14 protein-coding genes are annotated in these 14,169 nt (G+C 64.4%); 7 read left to right on the top strand and 7 right to left on the bottom strand.

The window, feature by feature from the left end; genetic code table 11:
* Positions 1-22: 22 nt before the first annotated feature.
* The 3 genes from FHS84_RS02865 to ygfZ all read right to left on the bottom strand — a co-directional run bounded on the left by FHS84_RS02865 (position 23) and on the right by ygfZ (position 2,206).
* The gene (locus FHS84_RS02865; RefSeq protein ID WP_166930200.1) at positions 23-655 is read right to left on the bottom strand and encodes a DNA-3-methyladenine glycosylase I; all 633 of its coding nucleotides are present in this window, start codon (positions 653-655) and stop codon (positions 23-25) included.
* A complete protein-coding gene (locus FHS84_RS02860; protein ID WP_166930198.1) occupies positions 652-1,323 on the bottom strand; it encodes a VOC family protein in 672 nt (223 codons plus the stop codon). The genes FHS84_RS02865 and FHS84_RS02860 overlap by 4 nt, the downstream gene beginning before the upstream one ends.
* 106 nt (positions 1,324-1,429) lie before the next feature.
* Positions 1,430-2,206, bottom strand: a complete 777-nt coding sequence (gene ygfZ / locus FHS84_RS02855; RefSeq protein ID WP_166930196.1) for a CAF17-like 4Fe-4S cluster assembly/insertion protein YgfZ — start codon at positions 2,204-2,206, stop codon at positions 1,430-1,432.
* A gap of 54 nt (positions 2,207-2,260) precedes the next feature.
* Between ygfZ and FHS84_RS02850 the strand changes: the two genes are divergently transcribed.
* Positions 2,261-3,583 carry a dihydroorotase gene (locus FHS84_RS02850; protein ID WP_166930194.1) on the top strand — a complete coding sequence of 441 codons (1,323 nt, stop codon included), beginning with the start codon at positions 2,261-2,263 and terminating at the stop codon, positions 3,581-3,583.
* Between the two features lie 16 nt (positions 3,584-3,599).
* Here FHS84_RS02850 and FHS84_RS02845 read toward each other — a convergent pair whose 3' ends face one another.
* Positions 3,600-3,863, bottom strand: coding sequence for an usg protein (locus FHS84_RS02845; RefSeq protein ID WP_166930192.1), 264 nt, complete (start codon positions 3,861-3,863; stop codon positions 3,600-3,602).
* Positions 3,864-4,389: 526 nt separating this feature from the next.
* On the opposite strand from FHS84_RS02845, the gene FHS84_RS02840 reads away from it, so the two are divergent.
* The 6 genes from FHS84_RS02840 to FHS84_RS02815 all read left to right on the top strand — a co-directional run bounded on the left by FHS84_RS02840 (position 4,390) and on the right by FHS84_RS02815 (position 10,482).
* The gene (locus FHS84_RS02840; RefSeq protein ID WP_166930190.1) at positions 4,390-5,181 is read left to right on the top strand and encodes a LysE family translocator; all 792 of its coding nucleotides are present in this window, start codon (positions 4,390-4,392) and stop codon (positions 5,179-5,181) included.
* 53 nt (positions 5,182-5,234) lie between these two features.
* Positions 5,235-6,473, top strand: a complete 1,239-nt coding sequence (locus tag FHS84_RS02835; protein ID WP_166930188.1) for a hypothetical protein — start codon at positions 5,235-5,237, stop codon at positions 6,471-6,473.
* A gap of 2 nt (positions 6,474-6,475) precedes the next feature.
* The gene (locus FHS84_RS02830; RefSeq protein WP_166930186.1) at positions 6,476-6,853 is read left to right on the top strand and encodes a hypothetical protein; all 378 of its coding nucleotides are present in this window, start codon (positions 6,476-6,478) and stop codon (positions 6,851-6,853) included.
* Positions 6,854-6,995: 142 nt separating this feature from the next.
* Entirely contained in the window at positions 6,996-7,556 is a 561-nt protein-coding gene (gene bamJ / locus FHS84_RS02825) for a BamJ family beta-barrel-assembly machinery protein (RefSeq protein WP_166930185.1), read from the top strand.
* Between the two features lie 9 nt (positions 7,557-7,565).
* Positions 7,566-10,214, top strand: a complete 2,649-nt coding sequence (locus FHS84_RS22170) for a glycosyltransferase (RefSeq protein WP_166930183.1) — start codon at positions 7,566-7,568, stop codon at positions 10,212-10,214.
* 49 nt (positions 10,215-10,263) lie between these two features.
* Entirely contained in the window at positions 10,264-10,482 is a 219-nt protein-coding gene (locus tag FHS84_RS02815; RefSeq protein ID WP_166930181.1) for a hypothetical protein, read from the top strand.
* A 2-nt stretch (positions 10,483-10,484) separates the two neighbouring features.
* Here FHS84_RS02815 and modA read toward each other — a convergent pair whose 3' ends face one another.
* The 3 genes from modA to FHS84_RS02800 all read right to left on the bottom strand — a co-directional run bounded on the left by modA (position 10,485) and on the right by FHS84_RS02800 (position 13,774).
* Positions 10,485-11,249: a molybdate ABC transporter substrate-binding protein gene (gene modA, locus FHS84_RS02810; RefSeq protein WP_166930179.1), complete on the bottom strand. Its 765-nt coding sequence runs from the start codon at positions 11,247-11,249 to the stop codon at positions 10,485-10,487.
* 175 nt (positions 11,250-11,424) lie between these two features.
* Positions 11,425-12,822: an FAD-binding oxidoreductase gene (locus FHS84_RS02805; RefSeq protein ID WP_166930177.1), complete on the bottom strand. Its 1,398-nt coding sequence runs from the start codon at positions 12,820-12,822 to the stop codon at positions 11,425-11,427.
* Complete coding sequence (locus tag FHS84_RS02800) at positions 12,815-13,774, bottom strand: L-threonylcarbamoyladenylate synthase (RefSeq protein WP_166930175.1); 960 nt, start codon at positions 13,772-13,774, stop codon at positions 12,815-12,817. The genes FHS84_RS02805 and FHS84_RS02800 overlap by 8 nt, the downstream gene beginning before the upstream one ends.
* Positions 13,775-14,169 lie beyond the last annotated feature (395 nt).

Below are 14,169 nucleotides of genomic sequence, written 5' to 3'. Positions count from 1 at the left end.
CCAAAACTCATTTCACCTGGATTCACTTGGTACGGGCGCGTTTTTCTTCCAGCATCGGGAAGGCGGCGTTGCCCGCCAGCGCTTCGCATTCGGCATGGCGGAAACAGGTCACGACGTGGTCGTTGACCATCCCGATCGCCTGGGCGAAGGCGTAGACGATCACCGGGCCGCAGAAATTGAAGCCGCGCTGCTTCAGCTCCTTGGCCAGCTTCTGGCTCATCGGCGTTTCGGCCGGAACCTGCTTGATGGTGCGCCAGTGGTTGATCTTCGGCCGCCCGTCGACATGCTTCCAGATCAGATAGGGAAACCCGCCGGGCTCCTTTTCCTGGATGTCGAGCCAGAGCTGGGCGCCCTTGATGGCGGCGTTGATCTTGGCCGGGCTGCGGACGATGCCCTCGTTGGCGAGGAGGCGGTTCACCTCGCGCTTGCCATAGCGGGCGATCTTTTCCGGCTGGAAGCCTTCGAAGGCTTTGCGGAAGTTTTCGCGCTTCCGCAGGATGGTGATCCACGACAGCCCCGCTTGGAAGCCGTCGAGGACCAGCTTTTCGTACAGTGCTCGGGCGTCGAGCTCCGGTACGCCCCATTCCTTGTCATGGTAGGAGACGTACAGCGGATCGACGCCCGGCCACGGGCAGCGGCTAATGCCGTCGCTCACTTCTTTCCCTTTTTCGCCTTCTTGGCCGTCTTGGCCGGAGCGGACTTCTTCACCGCCTTGGGAGCGACCTTCTTGGCCGGCTTCGGCGCGACCTTCTTGGCGGCCTTTTTGGCGACCGGCTTTGCCGCTTTTTTGGCAGCCGGCTTGGCAGCCTTTTTCGCGGGCGCAGCCTTCTTGGCGGGAGCCGCCTTCTTCGCCGGAGCGGCTTTCTTGGCCGGGGCGGACTTAGCCTTCGGCGCGGCTTTCTTGGCAGCCGTCTTGGCGACGGCCTTCGGCGCGGGCGCTTCGACCGGTTCCGGCAGCAGCGTGGCTTCCAGCTTGTTGCCGTCGAGATCGATCACGAAGGCGCCGTAATAGTCCGGGCTGTAGTCCGGGCGCGGGCCGGGGGCGCCGGCATCCTGGCCGCCGTGTTCCACTGCCTTGGCATGGAAGGCGTCGATCGCCTCGGTGGTACGGGCGACGAAGCTGATATGGACGCCGTTGCCCGCCGTCGCGACCTGCTGATTGTGCGGCAGCTGGACCCAGAACTGGGGATGCTCTTCGCCATAGCCGATGCCGTAGGGCAGGAACTCCATGACACGCTTGTAGCCGAGTGCTCCGAGCACGGCGTCGTAGAACTGAGCGGCGCGTTCGACGTCACGCACGCCAACAGAAACATGATGCAGCATGGGGTATCCCTCCTAATGGGCGCTGTTCGAATATTCGAAACCGGTTGTCGGTCCGATAGCGCAACAATTCAAGTCCGGCGCCACTTTGCTGCGCCCGTGGTGTGAATCAAGTAAAAAGCCATTCCGGTTTGACGATCGATATCTCGGTACCGGCCACGGTGAGCGGTCCCGCCGCTTCGAGTCGGTCCAGCCGCACCAGCGCGAAGCCGGCGTCGCCGTATGAGGACATGATGGTGCCGATCTCGACCTCGCCGGAGACGATCGCCGTACCGGCTTTCAGTTCGGATTCGGGGGCATTGAAGGGCAGCAGCCGCTTGCGGTCGGTGCCGCGGTGCTTCATGCGCGCGGTCAGTTCCTGGCCGACATAGCAGCCCTTGGTGAACGAAATGGCGTTGAGCTCGTCGAGGCCGCCGTCCATGGCGAACACCTTTTCGGAGCCGAAATCGGCCGCTTCCGGCACGCCGAGGCCGAACCGCCACTCATGATAGGCGCTGGCGCCGTCGACCGTTTCGATGCCGGCCGGAACGATGGTGCGCTGACCGAGGGCAGCAAGACGCGGGTCGTCGGGACCTTCGTCGGCGATCACGATCAGGTCGTCGCGGGCCGCGATCTCCACTTTGGCCCGCAGTTTGTACATCGAGAGCCGCTTGGCGAGAGCCGGGCGCTGGTCCTTCTGGACGTCGATCAGCATCGTGTCGCCTTGGGCTGACAGGAGGAAATCGAACAGGATCTTGCCTTGCGGCGAGAGCAGGGCGGCGTAGAGCGGCTGCTGCGTCAGCTTTGTGACATCGTTGGTCACCAGCCCTTGCAGGAAGCCGGTCGCCTCCGGGCCCGATACGGCGATGACGGCGCGGTCGCTGAGATGGCAGGGTTTGCGAATCAAGATCGCCTCGTGATGCAGTTGCCAAGGACGGGAACGCAGCCTACTGCTTGGGCCATGGAAAGCTACGACCTTTTGATCCGCGGAGGGATGTGTGCGACGCCGAACGGCATTGCACAAGCCGACCTTGGTATTCGTGCCGGACGGATCGCCGCCATCGGCAGAGTCGCTGGAACGGCGGCCGAGGTGTTCGACGCCCAGGGGCTGCATGTCCTGCCCGGCGTGATCGACACCCAGGTTCATTTCCGCGAGCCCGGCAACGAGCACAAGGAAGACCTCGAAACGGGTTCGCGAGCCGCCGTGTTGGGCGGGGTCACGGCCGTGTTCGAAATGCCGAACACCAATCCGCCGACCACCACGCGCGCCGCCATCGAAGACAAGCTCGCCAGGGCTGCCGGGCGGATGCACTGCGATCACGCCTTCTACGTCGGGGCGACGCCGGCCAATGTCGGAGCGCTGGCGGCGCTGGAGAAGTTGCCGGGCGTCTGCGGCGTCAAAGCCTTCCTGGGCTCGTCGACGGGCACGCTGCTTCTGGAGCAGGAGGAAGCGATCCTGGCGGCGCTGAAAGGCGGCACGCGCCGGATGGCGGTGCACTCGGAGAACGAGGAACGCCTGCGCGAGCGCAAACCCTACGCCGTACGCGGCGACGTGCGCACCCATCCGGTCTGGCGCGATGCCGAAACGGCGAGGAGTTCCACCGAACGCGTATTGCGGCTGGCGCGGCAGGCGGGACGGCGGCTGCATGTCCTGCATGTCACCACGGCCGAAGAACTGCCGCTGCTCGCCGATTCGCGCGATCTGGCGACGGTCGAAACCACGCCCCAGCACCTCACGCTGGCGGCGCCCGAATGTTACGAGCGCCTCGGCACCCTGGCGCAGATGAACCCGCCGATCCGCGAAGCCTATCACCGCGACGCGTTATGGCAGGCGGTTTCGGATGGCCTGATCGACGTCATCGGTTCCGATCACGCCCCTCATAGGTCCGAGGAAAAGGCCAAGACCTATCCCGAAAGCCCGTCGGGCATGACCGGGGTGCAGACCCTGGTGACCCTGATGCTCGATCACGTCGCCGCCGGACGGCTGACGCTGGAGCGTTTCGTCGATCTCACCAGTGCCGGCGCAGCGCGCATCTTCGGTATCGCCAATAAGGGTCGTATCGGCATCGGCTACGACGCCGATTTCACCGTGGTCGATCTGAAGGCGAAGAAGCGGATCGAGAATTCGTGGATCGCCTCGCGCTGCGGCTGGACGCCGTTCGATGGGCTCGAAACCACTGGCTGGGCCGTGGCGACCATCATCCGCGGCACGACGGTGATGCGCGACGGCGCCCTGGTCGCCGCCGGGCAGGGCAAGCCGCTCAGGTTTTGGGAAACGCTGTAGCTATCTCCCAAAATGCTCAGTTCATCACGAACTCACCGCCCACCATGCGCATTTCGGCGTCGAAGATGATGCCGCGGGCGGCGACGCGGACGGAATGCAGGCGGCCGTCGATGCTGGTTTGCCAGAATTGGAGAAAGCGGTTGAGCATCGGAAAGCCCGGCACCAGATCGAGATCCTGCCAGATGAAGCTCTGCAAGACGCTGGGATGATCGGGCATATGGTAGAGGATTTCCGCCGTCGTCAGCCGGTACCCGATGAGTTTGCGTTCGATGTCGCGCATCGCGTTCCTCGTTCAGCCAGGCGTGCCTCCGGCGTTTTTCGTTGCCGGGAGCAGGCCGAAACGTGTAACGCCTGTCCGGTTCATGCGTTGCCGGACCATGCGGTCTCTTCGTATAAGCGGCATGCGAGCGGCAAGAGTGCCATGCGAACTATTCCGCATACTGATTACATTGCGGAAAGGTTCGCGACAGGTTTCGTGGTGGAGGCCTTAGGTCTCCTCAGAGGCGTGGCGGGCCTTCCGGACAACGCACGGTCGCGTCGTCGCGTCGCATGGAGCGGTTGCGGCCGGCGGGACACTTTGCCGGTTCGGCGGCTCGGGGGGCCGGGAAACGGCCGCAAAACGGGTCAGGGGACAGGGAACCGTAATACAATCCTGAGGGTTACCGGCCGAATGGGCCGCAAGGCGTCGCAGGTACGAACTCGCCACACGGCGGGAATATTGTTCTATAAGCGGTTTCCCGCCGGATAGACGCAGGGGAACCAAAGATCCAGGCGAACGCGCCACACGGACCGGCTGTTGGGGTTTAATGGATTACGTAGCAATCATTCTCACGGGTTGGGCGATCGGGCTTATTGCAGCCGTTCCGATCGGACCGGTGAATCTGATCTGCATTCGGCGGACGCTGCAGTTCAACGCCTTCTACGGCTTCGTGTCGGGTCTCGGCGCCTCGCTCGGCGACGGCATCTTCGCCTGCATCGCGGCTTTCAGCCTGACCGCCATCGCCCAGCTCATCAACGGCTACTCGGTGCCGCTGCAGATCGTCGGCGGCATCATGCTGGTGGTGATGGGCATCCGGATGTTCTTCGCCGCGCCGCCGGAGCGAATCGGCGATGCGCTGAATACCAATACGGCCGCTGCGCCCGCGGGATGCCCGGCGGCGGGTAACGGCAAGGGGCCCGTGCTCAAGAACGGCAACGGCAAGAACGGCGCCGCCAAATCGCCGGCCCGCGGCATGGCCACAACTTTTGCGCTCACCACCACCAATCCGGCAACGCTGTTGTGGTTCTTCTCCGGTGCGGCCGGCCTCGGCGGATTGTCGGAAAACCTGCGCTTCTTCGAAGCTGCGTTCTGGGTTCTCGGCGTGATGCTCGGTTCGGCGACGTGGTGGCTGATGCTGACGACCACGGTCGGTATGCTGCACGCCAAGATCGACGATCACGTGGTGCAGTTGATCAACCGCGTTTCGGGCGTGCTGGTGTTCGTGTTCGGCATCGCGGTGCTGGTGCACGTCGCGTTCCCCAAATTGTTTTCGGGCGCGCCCGATCTGCCCGCAGCGGCGGCTCGGCACGCCACTCTCCCAATCCACCGGTCTTTGTGACATCCTGCCACCGGGGCGAGCAGGCGGGTTAAGCCTGCCGGCGGGGTGGCGTCATGACTTCCGAAATTGTGGTGATGAATCAGCGCGCTATCGCGCTTGCCGCGGATTCCGCGGTGACCCTGATCGACGGTGGCAAGATCATCGTCCGCAACGACCAGAAGAAGCTGTTCAACCTCGCCGAAGGCCTGCCGGTCGGTGTGATGTTCTTCGGCGTGGCCGACCTGATGGGCCATCCCTGGGACGTGCTGGTCGAGACCTACCGCACGCGCGTTGCGCCCAAGCCGATGTCTCATCTCGGTGATTATCCCGCGAGCCTGTTTGCGCACCTCGAAAGTCTCGACGCCTTCTTTCCGGCCTCGCGCCATAAGGACGAATACAAGCGGCTGCTGGCCTCGGTGCACCGCTTCATCTTCCGCTATGCCTATTACCTGCAGGAGACCGGCGTAGAGGGTCCCGACGAGGCGATCCTCGAGCGCGCCATCGAGAACGTCTGGAAGCGCTACCAAGCCTATCCCGACGGGCGGCCGCGTCCGGATCTCGCGTGTTTTCCGCCCGATTTCGCCGCCGTGCTCGAACGCGATTACGCCGACGCGATGTGCGAGGTGAACGGCTATTCCTTCAGCGCCTTTTCGATCGATCTCGAGGCCCGCAAGCGGCTGCACGACATCGCGATCTGGTGCGTGATCAAGGACCTGTTCCTCGAGGACGTCACCGGGCTGGTGTTCGGCGGCTACGGCACCGCGCAACCCTATCCGGTGGTGACGACCTATACCGTTTCGGCGATGGTGGGCGGGCATCTCAAGCGCGCCTGCATGGAACAGACGGTCATCGACGGCGACATGCACGCCGCGATTTCGCTCTATGCCGACAGCGAAGCGACCTATGCCTTTCTGCGCGGCATCGACATCGAACTGGAGTCGCGGATCTACGGCGTCTTCCACGTTGCCGCCGGCGAACTGGTCGACAAGGTGGTCGGCAGTTTCGGCGACATCGATCCGGCCCAGCGCGAGAGTATCCGGCGTACGGCGCAGGCCGAGCACGTGCCGCAAGCGGTCGAGACCTGCTACGAGGCCATCGGCGCCTACCAGCAGACGGCCTATATCGATCCGGTGCTCGCCGTGGTCGAGATTTCCGCTCGCGCCGATCTCGCCGAGACGGCCCGCGATCTTGTCGCCCTCAACATTTTCAAGAAGCGCATCACCGCTCAGGACCCCACCGTGGGCGGGGCGATCGACGTGGCGGTCATCAGCCGCGATGCGGGTTTCACCTGGTGGAAACGGCAGGGAGCCTGACCATGACCAACCGCTTTGCCGAAACCGCCGGCCGCCTCGACCGCTTCATCGCGGAGGTCAAAACCCGCCAGTACCAGGCCACTGGAGCAGGGCCGCAACCACAAGTGCCCGCTCGTCCGCTGTCCGGGCGCCATCCCGACCTCGATTGGCAGCAGACCTATGCCGCCCGCACCATCCTGCCGCGCGGCCGCGGCGAATCCGCCCCGTCTGCGCCGGGCTTTGAGGTTGCCCCCCACGCCGAACGGCCGCAGTCGCGGGAACCCATTGCGGAAATGCCCGGCGGTCCGGCGTCCGCTGGCGGTTACATCGGCGCCGCCCTCGGCAAACCTCCCAAGAAGCGCGGCGTCCTGGCGCGGCTCTTCGGGGGCCGCGATCGTTAACAGCGACGACAAAAGGCTGGCGCAACCGGCCATGCTATGGGCTATTCTGGGGGTGAACAGGAAGGGCACTGGGCGTAGCTGCGCCCGGACAGGATGAGTTGCGTGTCCGGTTGGACCGCGCACACCCGTGAGAGGAATAACCATGCGTCTTGCACTGATTTTGGCGGTCCTGCTGGCGGCGACGGCGGTCCATGCGAACGCCGCGGATCCCAAGTCGGACCCCAGGCTCACGCCGCAGGCCAACCAGGCCTTCCTGGCGGCCTGGGACAAGGCCCATGTCGGTAAGCCCGGCGCGGTAATCAAGCCTTCGGGCTTGCGCTATCAGATTCTGAAGAACGGTTTCGGCTGGCGGCCGCGCGCAACCGATTACGTGACGGTCTATTACACCGGCAAGCTGATCAACGGTGAAACCTTCGACGGCACCGAAGAAGGCATGCCGGTCCGCTTCAAGGTCAACAACCTGATCTCGGGCTGGGCCGAGGCGCTGACGCTGATGAAAGTCGGCGACCGCTGGCAGATCGTGATCCCGTACAAACTCGGCTACGGCGAGGCCGGTTCGCCCCCGTCCATTCCGCCTATGCAGACGCTGGTGTTCGAGGTCGAACTGCTGAAGGTCACGCCGCCGCGGCTGAGGCCCGCCGACCCCAACAATCCCGACGACAAGCACGCCGGCGAGGACATGGGACCGGCAGATAACGACTAGGCCCCGGACGTGATCGCTAGGTTGGCTCAGATTCTGCGCAGTCGCGGCGGAGCGGTGCGTATTGCGCTCGCGTTGCTGCTGGTCGTTTCGGCCAGCGCATTGTTCTGGGCCAGCCGCGACTACACCGTGATGGCGCCCGAGTGGGACGGCTTGGTGCGCGGCGTCACCTATTATCCGAGCCACACCTACGACAGCGAACAGCTCAAGCACGTGCCGCCCGAGCGCATCGACGCGGACATGGAGCAGCTATCGCACTTCACCGGCCACATCCGCACCTACACGGTGAATTACGGTCTCGACAAGGTGCCGGAAATCGCCCGCCGCTACGGTCTCACCGTGTCGCTCGGCATCTGGATCGGCGCCGATCTCGACAAGAACGAAATCGAGATGGAAAAGGCGATGGCGGTCATCCTCGCCAACCGGCGGGTGATCGACCGCGTGATCGTCGGCAACGAGTCGGTGATGCGTGGTGACGTCACCGGCGAACAGCTCAACGGCTACATCAAGCGCGTCCGCCGAGCGCTGCCGGCCCGCATCAAGGTCACGACCGCCGAAACGTGGTCGAGCTGGCTCCTGCATCCGGAGATCGGCGAATACTGCGACGTGATCTTCGTGCACCTGCTGCCGTACTGGGAAGGCTCCGACATCCGCGGCTCGATCGGCTTCCTGCAAGGCGCCTACAATCACGTCGCCGACGAATTTCCCGACAAGCCCATCGTGATCGGCGAAGTGGGCTGGCCGAGCCAGGGCCGCACGATGAACAATGCGGACGCCTCGCTCGCCAACCAGGCCTATTTCATCCGCAACTTCGTCCAGCTCGCGCTCGACAAGGGCTACGACTACTACATCATCGAAGCCTACGATCAGCCGTGGAAGGCCGCCATCGAAGGCAAGGGCGGCGGCGTCGGCGCCTATTGGGGCCTCTTCAACGCCGAAGGCCAGCCGAAGTTCAACTTCACCGGCGCGGTGCGCTCGTTCCCCGAATGGCGCAAATATACGCTGGTGGCGGGCATCTTCTCGCTACTGCTCGGGCTCATCATTCTCGGCCGCATGCCGCGGGTGCGCTCGACCGGCTATGTCGTGATGGGCGGGCTGGTGGCACTGGTGACGACCGGCATTCTTCTCTTGATCGACGCGGTGACGCTCAATTACGTCGACCCGGCCAACATCGCGATGATCCTGGCGATGAGCCCGCTGGTGCTGCTCGCCTCGATCGTCATCCTCACCGAAGGCGTCGAGCTCGCTTCGGCGCTGTGGCGGGTGGAAAAGCGTCTGGTGCGGGCGGAGATTCCCGAAAACCCGCCGATGGTCTCGGTGCACGTGCCTTGCTACAACGAGCCGCCCGAGATGCTGATCGAAACGCTGAACGCGCTGGCGAAGCTCGATTACGAGAATTTCGAGGTCATCGTCCTCGACAACAACACGCCCGATGAAGAGACGTGGAAGCCCGTGGAGGCCCATTGCGAGACGCTGGGGCCGCGCTTCCGCTTCTTCCATTTCGGCGGCGTCAAAGGCTTCAAGGCGGGCGCGCTCAACATCGCCATCGAGGTCACCCATCCCGACGCGAAATACATCGCGGTGATCGACAGCGACTATCACGTCGATCCCAACTGGATGCGGCTGACGCTGCCGTACTTCGCCGACGAGCGCATCGCCATCGTGCAGGGCCCGCAGGATTACCGCGACGCCTCCGAAAGCCTGTTCAAGGCGATGTGTTACGAGGAATACCGCGGCTTCTTCCAGATCGGCATGGTGGAGCGCAACGAAAGCGACGCCATCATCCAGCACGGCACCATGACCATCGTGCGCAAGGACAAGCTGATCGAGGTCGGCGGTTGGGCGACGTGGTGCATCACCGAAGATACCGAACTCGGCCTTCGGCTGTTCGAGGCGGGATACGGCGCCGCGTATCTGCCGCTCTCGATGGGCAAGGGGCTGATCCCCGACACGCTGAAATCGTTCCAGGGCCAGCGCTACCGCTGGGTCTACGGCGCGATGCAGATCATGAAGCGCCATGCCGGAGCGATTTTCGGTGGCTCGACTAAGCTGTCGCTGGCGCAGCGCTATCACTTCTTCTCCGGCTGGCTACCGTGGCTGTCGGACGGCCTCGGCATGATCGTCACCTTCGTCGCGCTCGTCTGGAGTTTCGCGATGTGGGCGGCGCCGCGCTATGTCGACGTGCCGATGCCGGTGCTGTCCGCCGCCGCGCTGGCCTTGTTCGCCGCGAAGATGCTGAAGACGCTGCTGCTCTATCCCTCCAAGGTGCGCTCCGGATTGCGCGGCGCGCTGATGGCGTCGATTGCCGGACTGGCGCTGACGCATGTGGTGGCGAAAGCGGTGTGGAGCGGCATATTCACCAGCGGCGTCGGCTTCTTCCGCACGCCCAAATGCGCCGACGAAGCGATGCTGAGCCAAGCCCTGCGCGGCGTATGGCAGGAAACGACGCTGTTCGGGCTCTGCATCGTGGCGATCGTCTCGGTGATGGAAACCGGCCGCTTCGACGATCCCGCGGCGTGGCTGTGGATCATCATGCTCGGCGTGCAAAGCCTGCCGTACGCCGCGACGGTGATCACCGCCGCCGTCTCCGCGCGCGGTCTGGCGAAAGATCGCACGCCGGCTGTGCCAGCCGAACCGCCGAAGTCATTGGTCAAGATATAGACACGCTTTGCGAGCGTAAGGTACCGTGCACTCTTTCGGGGGGCGCGAGATGAGCTTCTGGCTTCTGGTCGCGATCGTCGTGGTGATCGCCGCGACGGCCACAAAGGGGAAGTTGGGGATCAATATCAAGCGGGTGAAATGCCCACGATGCGGCAAGGATTTGCCGACTGTGCGCAGGCCCGCAAACGCGCATCAGGCAATGTGGGGCGGTTGGACCTGCTCGTGCGGCTGCGAAGTCGACAAATGGGGAAAAGAAATCGCGTCCTGACGCTATTTCCCCGCCACCTCGAACCCATACTTCACGAAAATCGCCGCTGCCTCGCGCCCTTCGAGGAAGGTGAGGAACGCCTTCGCATCCGGCCGCGCATCTTTAATCATCGCCACGGGATAGACGATGGGCGGGTGGGTCTTGTCGGGGAAGGTATCGACGATCTTCACTTTCGGTTCCGCCAGCGCATCCGTCCTGTAGACGATGCCAAGCGGAGTTTCGCCGCGCGCGACATAGGCGAGGGCCACGCGCACGTTCTCGGCGGCCGCAAGCTTGCTTTCGACGCCGGGCCATACGCCCAGCGCGGTGAGCGAGGCTTTGGCGTATTTTCCTGCAGGTACCGAGGCCGGATCGGCGACCGCCAGCCGCCCGCCTTTGAGCGCACCGGCGAGATCGAATTGCGGCGCGATTTTCAGGGACACCGGCGCCGCTGCAGGTGCGATCAGCACCAGTCGGCTGGACAAGAGCGTCTTGCGGCTGGAGGGCTGGATCAGGTTTTTCCGTTCGAGATAGTCCATCCAATCGGCATCGGCAGACATGAACACATCGGCGCCCGGCGAGGCTTCGATCTGGCGCGCCAGCACCGAGGAGGCGGCGAACGAGAACGTCACCGTCTTGCCGGTCTTCTTCTGATAGGCTGCGGCGATTTCGGGCAACGCCGAACTCAGCGAGGCGGCCGCGAACATGGTGACGTTGGCGGCCCAGGCAGCACCGGACATGATCACTGCCGTGAGCGTCACGGTCATAAATTTCGCGAGGCTGCGCATCGGTCCCTCCATGTCGGACGCCGAGCGGACACTATCGCTGCAGCCGGTGTCAACGGCGCGACCGTGTCGTTGAAACGCGACGCTTGCTCAAAACTTGAACAGAGGCCGGAATTCCTCAGCCGGTCCTTGGCGCGCCGCTGCGCAAGTTCGCGGCAGCGCATCAAGGTCGCACCGGTCAATCGGGGATCAGCTTGCCGGGATTGAGGATGTTCTTGGGATCGAAGGTGCGTTTCAGCGTGCGCATCATCTCGACTTCGGCGGCGCTTTTGTAGCGCTTCAGCGCCGCCCGCTTCATGATGCCGACGCCGTGCTCGGCGCTGAACGAGCCGCCGTGTTCGTGCACGATGTCGTGGACAATCTGCTGGATTTCGTCCCAATGGGCGAGATAGGCCTTGGGATCGCTGCCGCGCGCCATCTGGAAATTGAAGTGCAGATTGCCGTCGCCGAGATGGCCGAACGGTACCGGGCGCGCTTGCGGCAACCGATGGGCCACGGCGGTGATGGCGGTGGCGATGAAATCGGCGGCGGCGCTCACCGGCACGGACACGTCGTGCTTCAGCGACGGGCCTTCCGCCTTCTGCGCTTCCGACATGGCTTCGCGCAAGTTCCACAACGCCGCTCGCTGGGTTTCGCTGGCGGCAATCGCGGCATCGGCGGCAACGCCGTCTTCCAGTGTCTTTTCCAGGGCGCTCTCGAACACGGCACCGATGCCTTTGATGCCGGAGGCTTCGCACAGCACGTACCAGGGCGAGGGCGCCGACAACGGATCGCGGGCGCCCGCCACATGCTCCAGTACCAGATCGAGCCCGTCACGGCTCATCAGTTCGAAAGCGTTGAGCAGACCGTTGGTGCGGTCCTGCAAGATGGCGAGCAGGGCGGTCGCGGCATGCACATCAGGCACCGCAACGAACGCGGTGGCGCGTTCTTCCGGCTTGGGAAACAGTTTGATCGCCGCCGCGGTGATGATGCCGAGCGTGCCTTCGGCGCCGATGAAAAGCTGCTTGAGGTCGTAGCCGGTATTGTCCTTGCGCAGCGTGCGCAACAGATCGAGTTTCTTGCCGTCGGCGAGCACGACTTCGAGGCCCAGCACCTGCTCGCGCATCATGCCGTAACGCAGCACGTTGACGCCGCCGGCGTTGGTCGAGATCAGTCCGCCGAGCGTAGTGGTGCCTTCCGAGGCCAAACTCAGGGCCACCATCAGGCCGGCGTCGTCGGCCGCTTTCTGCGCGTTGGCAAGCACGACACCGGCGTCGGCCACCAGGCTTGCATCCTTGGCATCGACGGCGCGGATGGTGTTCATCCGCGCCAGCGTGATGAGGATTTCGCCGTTGAACGGAATCTGCGCGCCGACCAGTCCGGTATTGCCGCCTTGCGGCACCACCGCCGTATTGGTGGCGTGGCACAGCGTCAGAATGGCGGAGACTTCCTGCGTCGACGCCGGCTTCAGCAACAGCGGCGACTTGCCGGTGTATTTGCTGCGCCATTCCTCGAGATGCGGCGCGATCTCGGCCGGGTCTTCGGAAAAGCCCTTGGCGCCGACGATGGATTTCAGTTGTGCGAAAACGTCAGACATGGGTGCCTCGCGGCGCCGCAGCGCGTTTCAGACGGTCGTTGATCGCTTCCCCGAGACCATCGGACGGGATCGGCATCACGGCAATCGCATCGGTTCCGGTATCGAGCGCGCGCAGCATGGCGAACAGATGCGCGGCGGCTTCGGCGAGATCGCCTTTGCGGCTGAGATTGAGCACATCGGCCGGCGCATCGGGTCCGAAGCCGAGCAGCGTTTCTCCGGGCTCGGCGGTGCGGGCATTGAGGCGCACGCGCGCGTGCGGCGCGTAATGGCTGGTCAGCATGCCGGGCGAGGTCACGGGCCCGCCCGCGGCCGGTGCCGCAAGAGGTCCGACGATCTTCTCGATGGCTTCGCGCGGCACACCACCCGGCCGCAGCATCACGGCGCCGTCCGAGCCGAAGCCGATCACGGTGGACTCGACGCCGATTTTGGTCTCGCCGCCGTCGAGGATGAGGATCTTGTTGCCGAAGCCTTCGGCGACATGGCGCGCGGTGGTCGGGCTGACAGTGCCGGAGGGATTGGCGCTCGGCGCAGCCAGCGGCACGCCCGCGGCGGCGATCAGGGCTTGTGCGATCGGATGCGCCGGACAGCGCACCGCCACCGTATCGAGCCCCGCGCTCACCAGGAGCGAGAGCGGCGTATCGGCCCGGCGCGGCAGCACCAGCGTCAGCGGTCCAGGCCAGAACGCTTCGGCGAGCGCCTTTGCGGCGGCATTGAATTCGACGTGTTGTGCGGCTTGCGCCTGTCCCTGCACGTGCACGATCAGCGGATTGAAGCGCGGCCGGCCTTTGAGTGCGAAAATGCTGGCGACGGCTTCGCCGTTGGTGGCATCGGCGCCGAGGCCGTAAACGGTTTCGGTCGGAAACGCGACGAGGGCACCCGCACGCAACCGCTGTCCGCCTTCGGCAAGTGCGGCGGCATCGGCAGTGCGGACGGAGGAAACATCAGGCTGCATCGGGGCAATCTAGAGCGCTTCCCGAACAGTGGGAACCGGTTTTCGGAACGGAAGCGCGACAAAAAAAGCTCACAGCGCAGCGCTGCAAGCAAGTGTCTCTCTTTCCTCCCCCGCGGATTTCCACTTCTTGAGCCGCATGAGGATGAAATAGCGGGGGAGGTGGCGCCGTAGGCGACGGAGGGGGGATTGCAATGGTTGCGCGGTCCCCCCTCCGCCTCGCAAAAGGCTCGGCACCTTGTAACTTGAAGTCCCGCAGATCGGTTAAGCTGACCGGCGCGGTGGCGGACGGAAGGCCGCTGGCACCTGGGGCCTCAAGAGCCCGTGGGGAGCTTGGTCGTCCGTCCGCCGTTCCATCGAACCCGAACAGTCGCTTGGGCCGCAAGAAGCGCAGCTCG

It is taken from the genome of Rhizomicrobium electricum (genome assembly GCF_011762045.1).
GTDB classification, from domain to species: Bacteria; Pseudomonadota; Alphaproteobacteria; order Micropepsales; family Micropepsaceae; genus Rhizomicrobium; species Rhizomicrobium electricum.
This window is presented reverse-complemented; position numbering and strand designations above follow the sequence as displayed.